General features: G+C 72.3%; 12 protein-coding genes. 4 read left to right on the top strand and 8 right to left on the bottom strand.

All coding sequences use genetic code 11. The annotated features are described in order from the left end of the window. Positions 1–2 precede the first annotated feature (2 nt). From ASF44_RS05985 to ASF44_RS05975, 3 genes are all read right to left on the bottom strand, one after another. Positions 3–1,376: an aspartate aminotransferase family protein gene (locus tag ASF44_RS05985; protein ID WP_056898305.1), complete on the bottom strand. Its 1,374-nt coding sequence runs from the start codon at positions 1,374–1,376 to the stop codon at positions 3–5. Positions 1,377–1,613: 237 nt separating this feature from the next. Further along, entirely contained in the window at positions 1,614–2,936 is a 1,323-nt protein-coding gene (locus tag ASF44_RS05980) for a nitrate/sulfonate/bicarbonate ABC transporter ATP-binding protein (protein WP_056898304.1), read from the bottom strand. Positions 2,937–3,123: 187 nt separating this feature from the next. Beyond that, the gene (locus ASF44_RS05975; RefSeq protein ID WP_056898303.1) at positions 3,124–4,860 is read right to left on the bottom strand and encodes an ABC transporter permease subunit; all 1,737 of its coding nucleotides are present in this window, start codon (positions 4,858–4,860) and stop codon (positions 3,124–3,126) included. A 354-nt stretch (positions 4,861–5,214) separates the two neighbouring features. On the opposite strand from ASF44_RS05975, the gene ASF44_RS05970 reads away from it, so the two are divergent. Then, positions 5,215–5,463, top strand: a complete 249-nt coding sequence (locus ASF44_RS05970) for a hypothetical protein (protein ID WP_156374372.1) — start codon at positions 5,215–5,217, stop codon at positions 5,461–5,463. A 13-nt stretch (positions 5,464–5,476) separates the two neighbouring features. On the opposite strand, the gene putA is transcribed toward ASF44_RS05970, so the two are convergent. Together putA and mrdA are read right to left on the bottom strand one after the other, a co-directional pair. Further along, positions 5,477–9,253, bottom strand: a complete 3,777-nt coding sequence (gene putA, locus ASF44_RS05965) for a trifunctional transcriptional regulator/proline dehydrogenase/L-glutamate gamma-semialdehyde dehydrogenase (RefSeq protein ID WP_056898301.1) — start codon at positions 9,251–9,253, stop codon at positions 5,477–5,479. Positions 9,254–9,356: 103 nt separating this feature from the next. Beyond that, positions 9,357–11,294 (bottom strand): penicillin-binding protein 2, encoded by a 1,938-nt coding sequence (mrdA, locus tag ASF44_RS05960; RefSeq protein ID WP_082524560.1) that lies wholly within the window; start codon positions 11,292–11,294, stop codon positions 9,357–9,359. A 249-nt stretch (positions 11,295–11,543) separates the two neighbouring features. Between mrdA and ASF44_RS05955 the strand changes: the two genes are divergently transcribed. Continuing rightward, positions 11,544–13,937 (top strand): penicillin-binding protein 1A, encoded by a 2,394-nt coding sequence (locus ASF44_RS05955; protein WP_056898300.1) that lies wholly within the window; start codon positions 11,544–11,546, stop codon positions 13,935–13,937. 28 nt (positions 13,938–13,965) lie between these two features. On the opposite strand, the gene ASF44_RS05950 is transcribed toward ASF44_RS05955, so the two are convergent. Next, a complete protein-coding gene (locus ASF44_RS05950) occupies positions 13,966–14,514 on the bottom strand; it encodes a DUF2889 domain-containing protein (protein WP_056898299.1) in 549 nt (182 codons plus the stop codon). A gap of 117 nt (positions 14,515–14,631) precedes the next feature. Here ASF44_RS05950 and ASF44_RS05945 point away from each other — a divergent pair, with 117 nt between their 5' ends. Together ASF44_RS05945 and ASF44_RS05940 are read left to right on the top strand one after the other, a co-directional pair. Next, on the top strand, positions 14,632–15,408 hold the full coding sequence (locus ASF44_RS05945; protein WP_056898298.1) for an SDR family NAD(P)-dependent oxidoreductase: 777 nt from the start codon (positions 14,632–14,634) through the stop codon (positions 15,406–15,408). A 114-nt stretch (positions 15,409–15,522) separates the two neighbouring features. Next, complete coding sequence (locus tag ASF44_RS05940; protein ID WP_056898297.1) at positions 15,523–15,798, top strand: hypothetical protein; 276 nt, start codon at positions 15,523–15,525, stop codon at positions 15,796–15,798. Positions 15,799–15,801: 3 nt separating this feature from the next. Here the strand turns inward: ASF44_RS05940 and ASF44_RS05935 are convergent, their stop codons facing one another. Together ASF44_RS05935 and ASF44_RS05930 are read right to left on the bottom strand one after the other, a co-directional pair. Then, a complete protein-coding gene (locus ASF44_RS05935) occupies positions 15,802–18,303 on the bottom strand; it encodes an ABC transporter permease (protein ID WP_056898296.1) in 2,502 nt (833 codons plus the stop codon). Further along, positions 18,293–18,991 (bottom strand): ABC transporter ATP-binding protein, encoded by a 699-nt coding sequence (locus tag ASF44_RS05930; RefSeq protein ID WP_056898295.1) that lies wholly within the window; start codon positions 18,989–18,991, stop codon positions 18,293–18,295. The genes ASF44_RS05935 and ASF44_RS05930 overlap by 11 nt, the downstream gene beginning before the upstream one ends. Positions 18,992–19,041: the final 50 nt, after the last annotated feature.

Raw genomic sequence — 19,041 nt, 5'->3', positions numbered from 1 at the left:
CATCAACCGCGTTTGGCGCGGACCAGCAGCTGCTCCAGCAGCACCAGGGCTTCGTCGATCTCCGGCCGCGTGATCATCAGCGAGGGCGCCAGCGTGATCACGTTCTTGTAGTAGCCGCCCACGTCCAGCACCAGGCCGCGCTTCTGGCCCTTGTACTCCAGCGTGCCTTCCAGGCCGATGTCCACCATCTTGTCGAGCAGCGCGCGGTTGGGCGTGAAGCCGTCGTCGGTGCAGATCTCGGCGCGCAGCGCCAGGCCCATGCCGTCCACGTCGCCGATCTCCTTGTGGCGCTTCTGCAGCTCCTTGAGGCCTTCGAGGAAGTACGAGCCGCTGGCCCGCACCTGCGCGCCGAAGTCCACCTCGTGCGTCATCTTCATCACCTCCAGCCCCAGCGCCGTGCCCAGCGGGTTGGACGCGAAGGTGGAGTGCGTGGAGCCCGGCGGGAAGATGGTGGGGTTGATGAGTTCCTCACGCGCCCACAGGCCCGACAGCGCGTTGAGCCCGTTGGTCAACGCCTTGGCGAAGACCAGCACGTCGGGCTTCACGCCGAAGTTCTCCACCGACCACAGCTTGCCGGTGCGCCAGAAGCCCATCTGGATCTCGTCGACCACCAGCAGCACGCCATGCTCGTCCAGCACCTTCTTCAGGCCCTTGAAGAAGTTGGCCGGCGGCACGACGTAGCCGCCCGTGCCCTGGATCGGCTCGACGTAGAAGGCCGCGTATTCGCACTGGCGCGTCTTGGGGTCCCAGACGGCGTGGTACTCGTTCTCGAACTTGCGCGCGAAGTCCTGCACCAGCGATTCGGAATACTCCTCGGCCGTCATGCCCTTGGGCCGGCGGAAGGGGTAGGGGAAGGGCAGGAACTGCGCCCGGTCGCCGAAGTGGCCGAAGCGGCGGCGGTAGCGGTAGCTCGACGTGATGCTGGAGGCGCCCAGCGTGCGCCCGTGGTAGCCGCCCTCGAAGGCGAACATCAGGCTCTTGCCGCCGGTGGCGTTGCGCACCACCTTGAGCGAATCCTCGATGGCCTGCGCGCCGCCCACGTTGAAGTGCACGCGCCCGTCGTTGCCCCACTTGGCCTTGGCGTCCTCGGCGATGAACTTGGCCAGCTCGATCTTGGTCGGGTGCAGGTACTGGCTGGCGATCTGCGGCAGCGTCTGCAGCTGCTCGATCATCTTCTGCTCCAGCCGCTTGTTCTTGTAGCCGAAGTTCACGGCCGAATACCACATCTGCAGGTCCAGGTACGGCGTGCCCTGGGCGTCGAACATGTAGCTGCCGTCGCATCCGTCGAAGATCTTGGGGGGATTGACGTAGTGCACGGTATCGCCGAAGGAACAGTACTTCGCTTCGTCGGCCAGCAGCTGATCGTTGTTGCGCATGTCGGGGAGACTCCTGAGAGAGGGATGCATGCCTTGGCGCCGCCTTCGCGGTGCGAAGGGCGCGGCATGCCCGCCATTCTGGGAAGCCAACCTTGCCCGGGCGTCGAGCGATTGTGTGGATCGTGTGGAGATGCGGCGGGCGTGGACGCCGCGCACGAACGGATGCGTGGTGCGGGCTTCGCGGCCGGGCTCGACCCCGTGGACGTGCCCCGGGTGCCGTTGGCGGCACGGGCCCGCTCAGCCCGGCGCCTCGTCCCCGGTCGGCAGCCGCAGCGCGCTGGTGCGCAGGTCGTACTCGAACACCTCGCCGTGCCGCGCCCAGCTGATGGCCGTGCGCAGCACGCTCTGCGCCTCGGCCTCGCCGAGCTGTTCGCTCAGCAGGCGCAGGAAGGGCGCGTCGGGCAGCTCGCCCGTGGGCTCCTGCTCCAGGCTGTGGCGGATGTGCGCGATGAGCGGCACGTGCGCCAGCAGCTGCTGGCCGAAGAGGTCCTGGCGCAGGCCGTGGGCGCCGTCCACGTAGCGCCGGCCCAGCGGCGTGATCTGCAGGTCGCCGCCGGCCAGCAGCGCCAGGCCGAGCTGCGCCACGGCGTGGGCCACGGGCAGCAGCTCGGCGTCGGTGAGGCTGGCTTCCTCGGCCAGCTGGGGCAGGTCGGCGCGGCCGTCGAAGGGGGGCTCGGCCAGCAGCTCGAGCAGGCCGTCCATGCGCGCCACGTCGGCAGCGGGCAGGCGGTCGGTGAGCAGGGCGGACGCGGGCTGCTCGGCCGCGGTCTCGCCGGCGCCGGCCGCGCGGCGCGTGGCGCCGGCCGTCATGAGCGCGTAGACCTCGTCGACCAGCCCGCGCACCTGCTGGCTGTCCTCGTCGCGCGGGCGCGGCAGCTGGATGGCCAGCTGGCAGCGGATGCGGCCCGGGTCGCTGGCGAAGACCAGCACGCGGTCGGCCATCATCACGGCCTCCTCGATGTTGTGCGAGACCACCAGCATGGCCTTGGTCGGCATGCTGCCGCTGCGCCACAGCTGCAGGATGTCCTCGCGCAGGCGCTCGCCGGTCAGCACGTCGAGCGCCGAGAAGGCCTCGTCCATGAGCAGCACGTCGGGCTCGGTGACCAGCGCGCGCGCGATGCCCACGCGCTGGCGCATGCCGCCGGACAGTTCGCGCGGCAGCGCGCCCTCGAAGCCCGCCAGGCCGATCAGGTCGATGGCCGCGGCCGCGCGCGCGGCGCGCGTGGCCTGCGCCACGCCACGCGCCTCCAGGCCCAGCTCCACGTTCTGCTGCACCGTGAGCCAGGGGAACAGCGCGAAGGACTGGAACACCATGCTGATGGCGCGCGCCGGGCCGTGCAGCGGCTGGCCGCGGTACTGCACCTCGCCCTGGTCCGCCTGCACCAGGCCGGCCATGATGCGCAGCAGCGTGCTCTTGCCCGAGCCGGACTGGCCCAGCAGCGCGACGATCTCGCCCTCGCGCAGCGTGAAGTCGACCTGCTGCAGCACGGGGCGTTCGCGGCCGTCGGAGGAGCGGAAGGACTTGCCCACGCCGCGGAGTTCGATGATGGCTTGCGTCATGTCGGGTGTTCCATTGCGCGCTGCGCCGCACGCGCAGCACAAAGCCACATGGCAAGGCGCTGCCCGAGAGGCCGCGGAGCAGGCCATGCCAGCAGACGCCGCGGAACTGGCTCTGCCAGGCCGCTGGCGGCGCCCCTTGAGGGGGATGGGATGTCTACACGCAGTGAGACATCCAAACGGGGTGGGCTCATAAATGCATCCGGTCTTCGGCCAGGCGGTACAGGCGCCGCCAGAGGAAATGGTTCAGGCCCATCACGAACACCACCATCGTGGCGATGCCCAGCGCGATGCGCGGGAAGTCGCCGCTGGCGGTCATCTGCGCGATGTAGCTGCCCAGGCCCTGGGCCTGCAGCGTGGTGTCGCCCCAGGTCACGTACTCGGCCACGATGCTGGCGTTCCACGAGCCGCCGCTGGCGGTGATGGCGCCGGTCACGAAGCTCGGGAACACAGCGGGCAGCAGGAAGCGCTTCCAGCGCAGCCAGCCCGACAGGCCGAGGTTCTGCGCGGCCAGGCGCAGCTCGTTCGGGATGCCGGACGCCCCGGCGACCACGTTGAACAGGATGTACCACTGCGTGCCCAGGATCATGAGCGGCGAGAGCCAGATGTCGGGGTCCAGCTTCCAGTGCACCACCATCACCACCGCCACCGGGAAGAACAAATTGGCCGGGAACGCCGCGAGGAACTGCGCCACCGCCTGCAGCCGCCCGGACCAGCGCGGGTTCATGCCGATCCACACGCCGATGGGCACCCACACCAGCGCGGCCAGCACGATCAGCACCAGCACGCGCGCCAGCGTGTAGCCGCCCAGCACGAACACATGCGCCACCTCGTGCCAGCCGACCTCGGTGTGCACGAACTGCACGAGCCGGGCGACGGCGAACAGCACGCCGGCCGCCAGCACCGCGTCCCACACGCGTTCGACGCGGGCCGACGGCGCGCGCGGGCGGGCGCGGATCGAAGTGCCGTCGTGGCTGCGCCGGAACCAGGTGAGCGTGCGCGCCAGCAGCTGGCGGCACCGGGCCGCCACGCTTTGCACGCCGCGCGCGCGGTGCAGCCAGTCCAGCAGCCAGGAGCGCGGGGCGGCATCGGCGCCGCTCTCCTCGAAGCGGAACTTGTCGGCCCAGGCCACCAGCGGGCGGAACAGCAGCTGGTCGTACAGCAGGATCGCCACCAGCATGCAGGCGATCGCCCAGCCGATGGCCGGCAGGTCGCGCGCCTCGATGGCCAGCGCGATGTACGAGCCCACGCCGGGCAGCTTGATGTCCTGGTGCGCCACCGAGATGGCCTCGGAGGCCACGACGAAGAACCAGCCGCCGGACATGGACATCATCATGTTCCACAGCAGGCCGGGCATGGCGAAGGGCAGCTCCAGCCGCCAGAAGCGCTGCCAGCCCGAGAGCTGGAACACGCGCGCGGCCTCCTGCAGCTCGGCCGGCACGGTGCGCAGCGACTGGTACAGGCTGAAGGCCATGTTCCAGGCCTGCGAGGTGAAGATGGCGAAGATGGCGGCGCACTCCACGCCCAGCAGGCTGCCCGGGAACAGCGCGATGAAGCCCGTCACCGTGATCGACAGGAAGCCCAGGATGGGGATGGACTGCAGCATGTCCAGCAGCGGCACCAGCACGCGCTCGGCCAGCCGGTACTTGGCCGCCAGCACCGCGAACACCGCGCTGAAGAGCAGCGCCAGGACCATGGCGATGGCCATGCGCAGCGTGGTGCGCAGCAGGTAGTAGGGCAGCTGCCACGGGTCCAGCGAGACCGGCAGCACGTCGCCCATGTGGAAGGGCTGGGCCATCTGCTGCGCGCCATAGGCCAGCAGCACCACGCCAGCCAGCACCAGGGGCAGCAGCGCCCAGTCCCAGCGGTTGGGCGGCGCGTCCACGGTGTGGCGGGGCAGGAATTCGCGGCGTTGGGGTGAAGTCATGGCGTGCTTGCACCTGTTCGTGCAGGAGGCGCCGGCATTGTGCTGACACTTTGTGGCAACGCAACCCGCCGGTTGCAAACGTAACGAGAACCATCGGCCAGCGGCAACCACCCGCGGCGCCTGGGGGCTTGGCCGCAACTGTCACAAGACTCCCCTATGCTGGCCCCAGGCGTGACTGCTTCCTGTCCCACCGGTCGCGTGGCTGTAGGAGAACAGATCTCTCCCGCTCGCCCGGAGCGAAACCCGGGCGCCAAATTCCTGCCCTGGCCCGCCGCAACAAGACGGGCTGCCGTCCGACACAGGCGGCGCTTGCGCCAACCCAGACTGCTGCTCAACCCTCGTCGGGAGATCGCCATGAACGTCCGAGACAAGTTGCATGAACTGAGCATCTACGTTCCCGAGGGCGCGCACCGCTACCGGCTGGGCAAGGGCTGCCTCGAATGGCTGCGCGCCGACCATGTCGAAGGCACGGCCGCCCTGTTCCGCATGCCCGTCACGCGCGACCAGTACGAGTCGATGCTGGGGGCCGGGCTGCTCTGCACCATGGACAGGGTGGTGGAGTCGCCCTATGTCGCACCGCGCGTCCACGACGCGGTGGCGTGACGGCACGGCAGGCTCACGCGATCGTCATCAGGCTCGCATTGCCACCCGCCGCGGCGGTGTTGGTGCTGGTCGCGCGCTCGACCAGCAGCGCCTCCATCGGCAAGGCGCCATCTTCGGCCGAGAACCGGCGCAGGTTGACGATGGCGCCGTCGCGCGCGGCCAGGCGCTGGGCCGCGGCGCGCAGCGCGGCTCCATCGCCCTGGAACAGCGCGAGGTCGAACTCCACGCCGGGCGCGCACCAGTCGCTGGCCAGCGCGATGTGCTCCTGCACGTCGCGCGGCAGGCTGGCGCGCAGGGCCTGGGTGTCGGCGCGCAGCGGCCAGATGGCCCGGCTGCCGGCCGCCAGCACCGCGGCCAGTTGCAGCAGCAGCGCGTCTTCGGTGGCGGCCAGGCACAGCACGGCCTCGCGCGGGTGCCAGGCGTAGAGGTTGCGCTCGCCGGTCGGCCCGGGCAGCAGCCACGCGCGGTGCGGGCCCAGTGCCTGCGGCAGCCGCGCGCACAGGGCCGGCAGCTGCGGGCCTTCCCAGCTTCCGCCCGCGCGGCCGCCGAGCCATGCCAGCAGCGAGGCATGCGCGGCCGGTGGCGGGGCCGCGCTGTCGGCCGGTGTGGCGCCGGGCAGGGCGCTGGCCACCGCGCCGTGCAGCGCCGTGCCGGCATCCGCGGCCAGCAGGCTGTGCAGGTACAGCGGCCCGCCGGCCTTTGGCCCGGTGCCCGAGAGGCCTTCGCCGCCGAAGGGCTGCACGCCCACCACCGCGCCGACCATGTTGCGGTTGACGTAGAGGTTGCCCACGCGGGCGTCCTGCGCCACCTCGCGGATCGTCTCGTCGATGCGCGTGTGCAGGCCCATGGTGAGGCCGTAGCCCGTGGCCGCGATCTGCGCCATCAGCGTGCCCAGCGCGGGGCGCGCGAAGCGCACGACGTGCAGCACGGGGCCGAAGACCTCGCGCTGCAGCTCGCCGATATGCTCCAGCGCGACGAGCGTCGGAACCACGAAGGTGCCCCGGCCGACCGCGTCCGCCGAGAAGCGCCCCAGCCGGTGCACCGTGCGGCCACGGGCCTGCATCGCCGCGATGTGCGCCTCGATGCCGTCGCGTGCCTCGGCGTCGATGACGGGGCCCACGTCGGTCTCGAGCAGGGCCGGGTTGCCCACCGTGAGCTCGGCCATCGCGCCCTGCAGCATGTGCAGCACGCGGTCGGCCACGTCGTCCTGCAGGCACAGCACGCGCAGCGCGGAGCAGCGCTGGCCGGCGCTGTCGAACGCGGAGCCCACCACGTCGGCCACCACCTGCTCCACCAGCGCGGACGAGTCGACGACCATGGCGTTCTGCCCGCCCGTCTCGGCGATCAGCGGCACGGGCGCGCCGCCGGCGCCCAGGCGCTGGGCCAGCGTCTTCTGGATCAGGCGCGCCACGTCCGTGGAGCCCGTGAACATGACGGCCTGCACGCGGGCATCGGCCACCAGCTGCGCGCCCACCGTGGCGCCGTCGCCCGGCAGCAGCTGGAGGGCGGCCGCCGGAATGCCGGCCGCGCGCAGGATGCGCACGCCCTCGGCCGCCACCAGCGGCGTCTGCTCCGCGGGCTTGGCCAGCACGGGGTTGCCGGCGGCCAGCGCCGCGGCGATCTGCCCCATGAAGATCGCCAGCGGGAAGTTCCAGGGGCTGATGCAGGCCACGGGGCCCAGCGGCTGCCGCGGTGCCGTGCCCAGGGCGGTGCGCGCCTGCGCCGCATAGAAGCGCAGGAAGTCGATGGCTTCGCGCACCTCGGCGATGCCGTTGGCGCAGGTCTTGCCCGCCTCGCGCGCGAGCAGGCCCAGCAGCACGGGCAGGCGCTGCTGCAGCCGGTCGGCCGCCTGCTCCAGCGCCGCGGCGCGCGTGGCCGCGGGCGTGGCGGCCCAGGCCGGTGCCACGGCGTGGGCCGCGGCCAGGGCGTCCTGCAGGTCCTGCGCGCTGGCCGGCCGCACACGGCCGACCACGTCGCGCGCATCGGCGGGGTTGGCGACGCTGGCCCAGCCGCTTGCCGGAGTGGCCTGGGCGCTGTCGTCCGCGGGCTGCGCCAGCAGGGGCTCGGCCGTCCAGTCCAGGCTGGCGCTGTCGTGCAGCGCGTCGGCCAGCGTGCGCAGCTGGTCTTCGTTGGACAGGTCCAACCCGTCCGAGTTGCGGCGTGCACGGCCATAGAGTTGCGCGGGCAGCGGGATCGCAGGGTGCGGCGCGCCCAGCACCTGCTCGGCCTGCGCCATGCGTTTCACGGCCGCGACGGGGTCTTCCACCAGGTCGGCGATGGCGATCGACGGGTCGGCGATGCGGTTGACGAACGAGGTGTTCGCGCCGTTCTCCAGCAGCCGGCGCACCAGGTAGGCCAGCAGCGTCTCGTGCGTGCCGACCGGCGCATAGATGCGGCAGGGCCGGCCCAGCTTGCCGTCCTGCGTGGGGCCGACGACCTGTTCGTACAGCGGCTCGCCCATGCCGTGCAGGCACTGGAATTCGTACTGGCCCGGCTGCCAGCTGGCGGGGTCGGCCATCTCGTAGATCGCCGCCATGGTGTGCGCGTTGTGGGTGGCGAACTGCGGATAGACCTGCGCCGGCGCCGCCAGCAGCTTGCGCGCGCACGCCAGGTACGACAGGTCGGTGTAGACCTTGCGCGTGTAGACCGGATAGCCGGCCTGGCCGTCCACCTGGGCGCGCTTGATCTCGCTGTCCCAGTAGGCGCCCTTGACCAGCCGCACCATGATGCGGTGGTGGCTGCGGCGCGCCAGGTCGATGCAGTGGTCGACCACGAAGGGGCAGCGCTTCTGGTAGGCCTGGACGACGAAGCCGATGCCGTGCCATTGCGCCAGCGCCGGCTCCAAGCACAGCCGCTCCAGCAGGTCCAGCGACAGCTCCAGCCGGTCGGCTTCCTCGGCGTCGATGTTCAGGCCGATGTCGTAGCGCCGCGCCAGCAGCGCCAGGCTGCGCACCACGGGGTAGAGCTCGTCCATCACCCGCGCCTGCTGCGCGCGGCTGTAGCGCGGGTGCAGCGCCGACAGCTTGATCGAGATGCCCGGGCCCGCGTAGACGCCGCGGCCGGCGGAGGCCTGGCCGATGGCGTGGATCGCGTCCTCGTAGGCCTGGCGGTAGCGGTCGGCGTCCGCCGCGGTCATTGCGGCCTCGCCCAGCATGTCGTAGGAGTAGCGAAAGCCCTGCGCCTCCAGCTCGCGCGCATGCCGCAAGGCCTGGGCGATGGTCTCGCCGGTGACGAACTGCTCTCCCATCATGCGCATGGCCATGTCCACGCCCTTGCGGATCATGGGTTCGCCGCCCTTGCCGATCAGGCGCGTCAGCAACGTGGAGAGCGTGGCCTCGCTGTGCGTGGACACCAGCTTGCCCGTCAGCAGCAGCCCCCAGGTGGCGGCGTTGACGAACAGCGAGGGGCTGCGGCCGGCATGCTCGCGCCACTGGCCCCGGGCGATCTTGTCGCGGATCAGCGCGTCGCGCGTGGCCTTGTCGGGAATGCGCAGCAGCGCCTCGGCCAGGCACATCAGCGCCACGCCCTCCTGCGAGGACAGCGCGTATTCCTGCAGCAGGCCCTGCACCAGCCCGGCCCGGCCCGCGGCGTTCTTGCGCTCGCGCAGGCGCTGGGCGATCTGCACCGCGAGCGCCTGGGCGCGCCCGTGCGTCGCGGCATCCGCCCGGGCCTGGGGCAGCAGGAAGGCCACGGCCTCGGGCTCGGGGGTGCGGTCGTGCGCCGTGATCTGCTCGCGCAGGGGCGGGCGGCCGGTGCCTGGGGAAGGGTGGGGGGCGGGATGGGCGTCCATGGTGCAGGGCGGGCCGGGGAATGCCCTGCATCATGCGCGCGGCCGTGCCACGTGCCTGTTCGAAATTTTTTCGAGGGCACCGGGATCGGCGGCGGATCCCGGCTCAGTGTTCCGCCGCCTGCCCTTCCCGGTGCGGGTCCAGCCAGTAGTCGAACACGCGCCGCGCGATGGGGGCCGCCGCCGCGGCGCCCCAGCCCGCGTTTTCGACGATGACGGCCAGCGCGATCTGCGGGTCCTGCACGGGTGCGAAGGCCGCGAACAGGGAGTGGTCGCGCTGGTGCTCCTCCATCACGCGGGCGTTGTACCTGGCGCCCTGGCGCAGCGTCACGGCCTGGGCCGTGCCGGTCTTGCCGGCCGCGCTGTAGGCCGCGCCCGCGAACACCTGCTTGCCCGTGCCTTCCTTGATCACGGCGACCAGGCCGTCGCGCACCACACCGACGTTGCGCGGCGCGAAGTGCAGGTCCTTGCCGGGCGGCTGCGGCAGCGGTTCCACCCGGCCGCTGGCCGGGTCCTGCAGCGCGCGCACCAGGTGCGGCCGGTGCTTGATGCCGCCCGAGGCCAGCGTCGCCTCGGCCACGGCCAGCTGCAGCATGGTGAAGTTGTTGTAGCCCTGGCCGATGCCCAGCGATACGGTCTCGCCCGGGAACCAGCGGCCCTGGTCGGCCCGCTTGTAGGCCTGGCGCTTCCAGTCCGTGCTGGGCAGCACGCCGCGCACCTCGCCCGGGAGGTCGACGCCCGTCACCTGGCCGAAGCCCAGCGGCGCCATGAAGTCGTGGATGGCGTCCACGCCCATGTCCACGGCCAGCGAGAAGAAGTAGGTGTTGGACGAGAGCTGGATCGCGCGACGCATGTCCACGCCGCCCAGGTTGCCCTCGGGGCTGCCGAAGCGGCGCCCGCCGTAGTTGAAGTAGCCCGGGTCGTTGACCACGTCGCGCGGGCCGCGCACGCCCTGCTGCAGCGCCGCCAGGGCCATGAAGGGCTTGTAGGTCGAGCCAGGCGGGTAGGTGCCGCGCAGGGCGCGGTTCAGCAGCGGCTTGTCGATGGACTCGCTGAGTTCCTGCCAGCTGTCCAGGTCGATGCCCTCGACGAAGGCGTTCGGGTCGAAGGTCGGCTTGGACACCATCGCCAGCACCTCGCCGCTGCGCGGATCGATGGCCACCAGCGCGCCGCGGCGCTCGCCGAACAGGTCCTCGACGAGCTTTTGCAGCGCGATGTCGAGCGTCAGCATCACCGTGCGGCCCGAGGTCGCCCGGTGGTTGCTGAGTTCGCGGACGGCGCGGCCGCTGGCGGCGGTCTCCAGCACGTCCACGCCGGTCTGGCCGTGCAGCTGCTTTTCGTAGCTCTGCTCGATGCCCAGCTTGCCGATGTGGTCGGTGCCGCGGTAGTTGGCCTGCTCGTCCTCGTCCCAGTCCTCCATGGCGGACTTTTCGCGCTGGTTGATGCGGCCGATGTAGCCCAGCACATGGCTGCCGGTCTCGCCCAGGGGGTAGCGCCGGAACAGGCGCGCGTTGATCTCCACGCCCGGGAAGCGGTAGTGCTGGGCGGCGAAGCGGGCCACCTCCTCGTCGGTGAGGCGGCTGCGGATCGGCAGCGATTCGAAGTTGCGCGCGTCCTCGCGCAGGCGCTTGAAGCGGCGGCGGTCGCGCGGCGTGATCTCCACCACGTCCGCCAGGCGGTCGATGGTCTGCTCGACATCGCCGGCCTTGGCGGGCGTGATCTCCAGCGTGTAGGCCGAGTAGTTGGAGGCCAGCACCACGCCGTTGCGGTCCAGGATCAGGCCGCGCTCGGGCACCACGGGCACGACGGCCGTGCGGTTGCCTTCGGCCTGGGCGGCCAGGTCGTCGTGGCGCGTGACCTGCAGGTGCACGAGGCGCGCGGCCAGCAGCCCGAAGGCGCACAGCACGGTGGCGCCGGCCACCAGCACGCGCGTCTTGAAGCGCGCCAGGTGGTAGGCCACGTCGGGGATTTCCGGGGTCGGCGCGTGCCGGGGCCGGTGCCGCAGTCGGCTGGCGGCGGGCGGTCTGCCCTTGGGGAACTTCATGGGAGTTGGCGCGGTTCGGAGAGGATGGCGCAGCACGCCGAAGCGCGTGGCAGGCCAGATTATGCAAAGCGGCCAAGGCCCGGGCCGGCCGCCGGATTCGGCAGCCGCGCGGGCCACTGCTGGCCGCCGCCGCCGCAATAGAGGAAAATCAAGGGCTTACGAGAGTCTGCCGCAACCCCGCTGAACCATTTCGCGGGTAGGCGACTCTGCCTGGTGGGCGTTGCCCCACGATCTTTCCCGCGCCACTGCATGGTTTCCTCTCCCCGCCAGCCTGTCCCCCCGCCCGATCCCACAGCGTCGCAGCGGGGCGGCGGGCGCCGCCGCACCCTGGCATGGGCCGCGGGCGCCGTGCTGGCCGTGGCGCTGTTGGCCAGCGCCGGGCTGGGCGTGGCCGCCTACCGGACCTATGCACAGCTGCCCGATGTGTCCGTGCTGGCCGACTACCAGCCCAAGCTGCCGCTGCGCGTGTACACGCGCGATGGCGTGCTGCTGGGCGAGTTCGGCGAGGAGCGGCGCAGCCTCACCCCGATCGCCCAGATCCCGCAGGCCATGAAGGACGCGGTGCTGGCCATCGAGGACCAGCGCTTCTACACGCACGACGGCGTGGACTACCTGGGCATGCTGCGCGCGGCTTTCGCCAACCTGGGCCATTCGCGCAGCCAGGGCGCCTCGACGATCACCATGCAGGTGGCGCGCAACATGTTCCTGTCGTCGGAGAAGACCTATGCGCGCAAGCTGCGCGAGGTGCTGCTGACCTTCAAGCTCGAGCGCGCGCTCTCCAAGGACCAGATCCTGGAGATCTACATGAACCAGATCTTCCTGGGCCACCGGGCCTACGGCTTCGCGGCCGCGTCGGAGGTCTACTTCGGCCGGCCGCTCAAGGACATCACCATCGCCCAGGCGGCCATGCTGGCCGGCCTGCCCAAGGCGCCATCGGCCAACAACCCCATCAGCAACCCGCGCCGCGCGCGCGTGCGCCAGCAGTACATCATCGACCGCATGCTGGAGAACGGCTTCATCACCGCCGCCCAGGCGCAGGCGGCCAAGGCCGAGCCGCTGGCCGTGCGCAGCGCGGGCGACACGGTGGCCGTGCACGGGGAGTACGTGGCCGAAAGCGTGCGCCAGCAGATGCTCGCGCAGTATGGCGACGCCACCTACACGCGCGGCCTGAACGTCTACACCACGCTCGATGCGGCCGACCAGGCGGCGGCCTACGGCGCGCTGCGGCGCGGCATCATGGCCTACGAGCGGCGCCAGGCCTACCGCGGCCCCGAGACCGTGATCGCCTTGCCGACCGCCGGCGAGGCGCAGGACGAGGCCATTGAGGAGGCGCTGGACGCCTACCCCGACAACGGCGAGCTGGTCTCGGCCGTGGTGCTGGAGGCCGACAGCCGGCGCGTGAAGGCCGTGCGCGGCGATGGCGAGCGGCTGGAGATCACGGGCGAGGGCCTGGTGCCGGCGCAGTCCGGGCTGGCCGCCAACGCGGCGGCCGCGGTGAAGATCCGTCCCGGTGCCGTGATCCGCGTCATGCGCACGGACAAGGGCAGCTGGGAGATCACGCAGCTGCCCGAGGTCGAGGGCGCCTTCGTCGCCATGGACCCGCGCGACGGCGCGGTGCGCGCGCTGGTGGGTGGCTTCGATTTCGGCAAGAACCAGTTCAACCACGTCACGCAGGCCTGGCGCCAGCCGGGCTCGACCTTCAAGCCCTTCGTCTATTCGGCCGCGCTCGAGAAGGGCCTGATGCCGGCGACCATCGTGGACGACGGGCCGCTGTACTTCGATGCCAGCGTCACGGGCAGCAAGGCGTGGGAGCCGAAGAACGACAACGGTGCCTTCGACGGCCCGATGCGCCTGGACACGGCGCTGGCCAAGTCCAAGAACGTGGTGGCCATCCGCGTGCTGCAGACCGTGGGCGTGCCGGCCGCGCAGCAATGGGTGGCGCGCTTCGGCTTCGACGCCGAGCGCCAGCCGCCGTCGCTGACCATGGCGCTGGGGGCGGGGTCGGTCACGCCGCTGCAGATGGCGTCGGCCTATTCGGTGTTCGCCAACGGGGGCTACCGCGTCCCGCCGCGGCTCATCGACAAGGTGACCGACCAGCGCGGCCAGGTGCTGCAGCAGGAGCCGCCGCCGGTGCTGGACGAGGCCGCACGCGCCGTGCCTGCGCGCAACGCCTTCCTGATGACGCAGCTGCTGGGCGAGGTGGCCACACGCGGCACGGCGGCGCGCACGCGCGCCACGCTGCAGCGGCCCGACCTGTACGGCAAGACCGGCACCACCAACGATGCGGTCGACGCCTGGTTCGCCGGCTACCAGCCCACGCTGACGGCCATCGCCTGGATCGGCTACGACCAGCCGCAGAACCTGGGCGCCCACGCCAGCGGCGGCGCGCTCGCCATGCCGGTGTGGATCGATTTCATGCGCCACGCGCTCAAGGGCGTGCCGGTGGCGCAGGCGGCCGCGCCCGAAGGCGTGGTGCGCAACGAAGGCGACTGGTCGTACACGGAGTACGCGGCCCCGGCCGGGGCGGGCACGGCGGGTGCCGAAGCGGTGCCGACGGGCCAGCCCGTGTCGGGTGCGGCCGGCGAGGCGGCGCAGGAACGCACCGAGGAGCGCCGCAGCATCCTCGACCTGTTCAAGCGTTGACGGACGGCCCGCCGGGCCGCGCGCAGGCTCAGCTGGGGCGCGCCGGGCCGCGGTGCAGGTGCGGCCACAGCCGCGCCACCACCTCGCGCTCGGCCGCATAGGCGTAGCAGCTGTCCACCTTGGCCTGCCGCTGGCCCTCGTTGCCGGGCAGGTTGATCTGCGCCAGGCGCGCGGGCGCCAGGCCCTGGAAGGCCGTGGTCGCCATCGGCCCCAGGAGTTCCACGATGTGCGTGCACGAGGCCGCGCCGCCCAGCAGTTCGCGCACTTGGCGGTTCCAGCCCTTGCGCATGGACAGGCCCTTGAGCGGCGCCAGCGTGGCCGTGGCGCCGGGGCAGATGCTGAAGGGCGTGGCGTCCATGGAGGCGAAGGCGTCGTGCACCAGCAGCTCGTCGTCCACGACCAGGTGCACGGCGATGTCGTGGATCGGCGTGCCGGGCGGCGTGTCGGCCTCGGCCAGCTGGCGCCGGAACGGCTGGCGCTTGGTGTCGACGAGCCGGCCGACGACCTCGTACAGGCCGTTGCCCTGGCGGTAGAAGCGCAGGTCGATCTGGCGGTGGTGCAGTTCTTCGCGTTCCATGGCCGACGATTGTGCGCCGGGGCAGGGGGGCGCGCGTCACCTGGGTGTCTTGCCGCGTGGCCGGTGCTTGCTATACACGCCTGCACCCAACAGACCACAGACCACCAGGAGGCAGACATGTACCGACCCTTCGATCTCAGCGGGCGCAACGCGCTCATCACCGGCGGCAACGGCGGCATCGGCCTGGGCATGGCGCGCGCGCTGCTGGCGTCCGGCGCGTCGGTGTCGATCTGGGGCTCCAACCCCGACAAGACCGCCGGCGCGCGCGACGCGCTGGCGCGCGAGTGCGGCGACGCGGCCCGCGTGCACAGCGCCGTGTGCGACGTGGGCGACGAGGCGGCCGTCGAGCAGGCCTTCGCGGCCACCGTGGCGGCGCTCGGCCCCATCCACGCCTGCTTCGCCAACGCCGGCGTGTCGAGCAAGGGCACGGTGTTGACCGAGATGTCGCTGGAGGAGTTCCGGCGCGTCCAGCGCATCAACGTCGAGGGCGTGTTCCTCACCTTCCGCGCGGCGGCCCGCCACATGGCCGCGCACGGCGAAGGCGGCTCCCTGGTGGCCACGGCCAGCACGGCGGCCGTGGAGGGTGCGGCGCGCAACAGCCACTACGGCGCGTCCAAGGGCGCCGTCACGGCCATGGTGCGTGCGCTGGCCGTGGAGCTGGCGCGCCACCGCATCCGCGTCAATTCCATCCTGCCGGGCTGGATCGAGACCGAGATGACGCAGCGCTCGTTCGCCAACGAGAAGTTCGCAGGCAACGTCATGCCGCGCGTGCCGGCGCGCCGCTGGGGCTCCATCGACGATTTCGGCGGCATCGCCGTCTACCTGGCCAGCGATGCCGCGGCCTACACCACGGGCGAGCAATTCGTGATCGACGGCGGCTACACCAAGTTCTGAACCGGCCCTCCGCCGGCTTTGCGCTGGCCCTGGAGCCGGCAGCCGCGGGCGCTGCCGGCCTACAGCGGTGGCGCGGTTCCTTTCCATACTGGCAGCAACCGCGAAGGAACTGCCATGCCACAGACTCCGCTGCGCCACCTGGCGCTGTCCGTCGACGAACCCGAACCGGGCCTGTACCACTGGATGCTGCTGGAGAGCGAGGACGCCATGAAGACATGGTTCGTCGTCGAAGCCTCCGACGACGCCTACGACACCTTCAGCGAAGCCTGGGAAGACGGCGCCGCCACGCTGCGCGGCATGGGCGACGGCCAGTACGGCCCGCGTGCCGAGGCCGCCGAGGACGAGAGCGCCGACCCGGTGCTGGAGAGCGGGCCGGGCGTGGACGAATGAACTTCAGGTGCCGCGCAACAGGCGTGCCGGCGACAGCCGCAGCTGCGCCAGCAGCCACTGCGCGCCCAGGGCCAGGCTCAGCCCGCTGACGCCGACCGCGGCCACCGCGCCGGTCCAGTACAGGCCGCTGGCGTCCAGGTCGAGCCGCCAATGCAGCAGCGCCAGCGCCAGGCCGGTGCCCGCGGCGGTGGCGAAGGCGCTGGTCACGCCGGCCAGCAGCGCGTATTCCCAGCGCAGCGCGCGGCGCAGGCTGGCCAGCCGCGCGCCCAGCACGTGCAGCACGCTGGACTCGTACACCTGCCGCGCGCGGCTGGCCGCCACAACACTGGTCAGCACCAGCAGGCTGGCCGCCAGGCAGATGCCCGCGATGACGGCCAGCGCCGCGCTGGCACGGCCCAGCAGCAAGCGGCTTTCGGACAGCAGGGCGTCGGTGCGCACGCTCACGATGTTGGGCGCGGCGGCCGCCAGGCGGTCCTGCGCCGCGATGGCCTGCTGCGGGTCCAGCCAGGCGGCGCCCACGTGGCGCGTGATGAAGGGGTCGAGCACGCCGTCGCTGAAGATGCCTTCCAGCCACAAGCGCGCCTGCAGCCGGCGCTGGCTGTAGATGGCGGCAAGCAGGGCCTCGACCGGCTGGCCCTGGATGTCGAAGCGCAGGCGGTCGCCGACGGCCAGGCCCAGCTGGTCGGCCTCGCGGTCTTCCATGGCCACGAGCGGCGGGCCCCGGTAGTCGGGCGCCCACAGCGCGCCGCGCTCGACCACCACGTCGTCCAGGTTGCCGGCGCGTGTGGAGAGCTTGTGCTCGTTGCGCGCCTCGCGCATGCGGTGGGCGTCGCCGCTGTCGCGCAGCGCGTCGCCGTTGACGGCGGCCAGCCGGCCCAGCACCAGCGGCGCGGTCTGCAGGCGCTGCACGGGGCCCAGTTGCGCGCGCAGCAGCGGCAGCTGCTCGGTCTGCACGTCGTGCAGCACCAGGCCCGGGGCTTCGCGCGGCACGGTGTCGGCGATGGTGCGCAGCAGCGTGGCCACCACCAGCGTGCAGGCCACCAGCAGCGTCAGCGCCGTGCCCAGCGAGAGCAGGGCGGGGCGCAGGGCCGAGCCCGGTCGCTGCAGGCCGGCCAGCGCCAGGCGCAGCGCAAACCCCGGCTGCCAGCGCGAGGCCAGCAGCCGGCGCGCCAGCGCACGCAGCACGCGCTGCACGCCTTCGAGCAGCACCAGCAGCACGCCGACCACGGCCAGGAAGGCCCAGCCGATGCGCGCATCGGGCAGGCTGCCGACCAGCAGCGCGGCGATGCCCAGCCCGCAGCCGGCGCTGGCGGCCCAGGCCCACGCGGGCGTGCGCAGCACGGCGGCGTCCAGCCCGCGGAAGAGTGCGGCCGGCGTGACCGTCAGCGCGCGGCCCAGTGCCGGCAATGCGAAGGCCAGCGCGGTCAGCACGCCGAAGCCCATGGCCAGCGCGGCCGGGCCGGCCATGGCCGCGAGCTGCGGGCCGAGCTGCTGCGCCAGCGGCAGGCTGCGCGCCGCCAATGCCGCGCCGGCCAGCGCCAGCGCGCCGCCCGCCAGCACACCGACCGCGCTGGCGGCCACCGCGAGCATCAGCACCTGCAGCAGCACCAGCGCGGCCAGCCGCGCGTCGCGCAGCCCCAGCGCGCGCAGTGTCGCCAGCGTGGCGAGCTTGCCCTGCAGGTAGGCCTGTACGCTGTTGAACACGCCCAGGCCGCCGATGAACAGCGCCGACAGGCCGATCAGCATGAGGGCCGAGCCGACCTGCTCCAGCACCTGCGCCACGCGCGCGCTGCGCTGCTGGAAGCTGCGCACCTCCGCGTTGGACTGCGGGAAGGCGGCGACGAAGTTGTCGCGCCAGGCCGATGGCGGCGTGGCGGTGCGCACGCGGTAGTGGTACTGCACGCGGCTGAGCGGCTGCACCAGGCCGGTGGCCTGCAGCGCGCCGTCGGCCAGCAGCACGGGCGCGCCGTTCCAGTCGGCGCGCAGGCTGCGGTCGGGCTGGCGCGCGATCACGGCGCGCACCTGCAGCGTCAGGTCGCCCAGCTGCACCTGGCTGCCGGGCGCCAGGCCCAGGCGCCCGGCCAGCACGCCATCGACGGCCAGGCCCCAGAGTCCGTCGCGCTGCGCCAGTGCGTCTGCCAGCGGCTGCGCCGGCGCCAGCGTGACCGTGCCGTACAGCGGGTAGCGTGCGTCGGCGCTCTGCAACGCCACCAGCTGGGCGCGGCCATCCGGCGTCCGCAGCATGCTGCGCAGCTCGATGGCGCGCGAAACCTCGCCGCGCGCCTGCACCCAGTCGATTTCGGCCTGGGGCAGCGGGTCGGACTGGCGCACCTCCAGGTCGCCGCCGAACAGTGCGCGGGCATCTTCCTGCAGCGCGCCGGCCACCTGGCGGTACAGGCCGCCACTGGCGGCGACCAGGGCCACGCCCAGCGCCAGACAGGCGCAGAACACCCAGAGCGTGCGGCCGCTCGCGCGCAGGTCGCGCCAGGCCAGGCTAAGCAGCATGGGCGGCCTCGCTGCGTGCGGCGGGCTGCGCTTCCTGCAGCTGGCCCTCGTGCAGGCGCAGCACGCGCTGGCAGCGCGCAGCGAAGTCCATGTCGTGCGTGACCAGCACCAGCGTGGTGCCGGCTTCCTGGTTCAGTTCGAACAGCAGCTCGCGCACCAGCGCGCCGGTGTGGTCGTCCAGGTTGCCGGTGGGCTCGTCGGCCAGCAGCAGGCGCGGGCCGTGCACGAGCGCGCGCGCGATCGCCACGCGCTGTTGTTCGCCGCCCGACAGCTGGCCCGGGTAGTGGTGCTGGCGCGCCGCCAGGCCCACGCGGCGCAGGAAGTCGCGTGCCTTGGCCGCGGCATCGCGCCGGCCGGCCAGCTGCAGCGGCAGGGCCACGTTGTCCAGCGCGGTGAGGCTGGGCAAGAGGTGGAAGGACTGGAACACGATGCCGATGCGCTCGCGCCGCAGGTCGGCCAGCGCGTCGCGGTCCAGGCTGTCGAGCGGCTGGCCGTCCAGCAGCACGCGGCCGGCCTGCGGGCGTTCCAGTCCGGCCAGGAGCAGCAGCAGCGAGGTCTTGCCCGAGCCCGACGGCCCGGCGATGGCCACGCTCTGGCCTGCGGGGATGGTGAGGTTGACGTCGCGCAGCACGTCCACGCGCGTATCGCCCAGCGCGTAATGCAGGGCCAGGTGCTGGAGTTCGATCATGGCCGGGTGGGAGCCCGGCGGGTGCGGTTCGGTTCCGCCTGCGCGCCGGC

The sequence above is a fragment of the Pseudorhodoferax sp. Leaf274 genome (assembly GCF_001422445.1).
In the GTDB taxonomy this organism is placed as follows: Bacteria; Pseudomonadota; Gammaproteobacteria; order Burkholderiales; family Burkholderiaceae_C; genus Pseudorhodoferax.
This window is presented reverse-complemented; position numbering and strand designations above follow the sequence as displayed.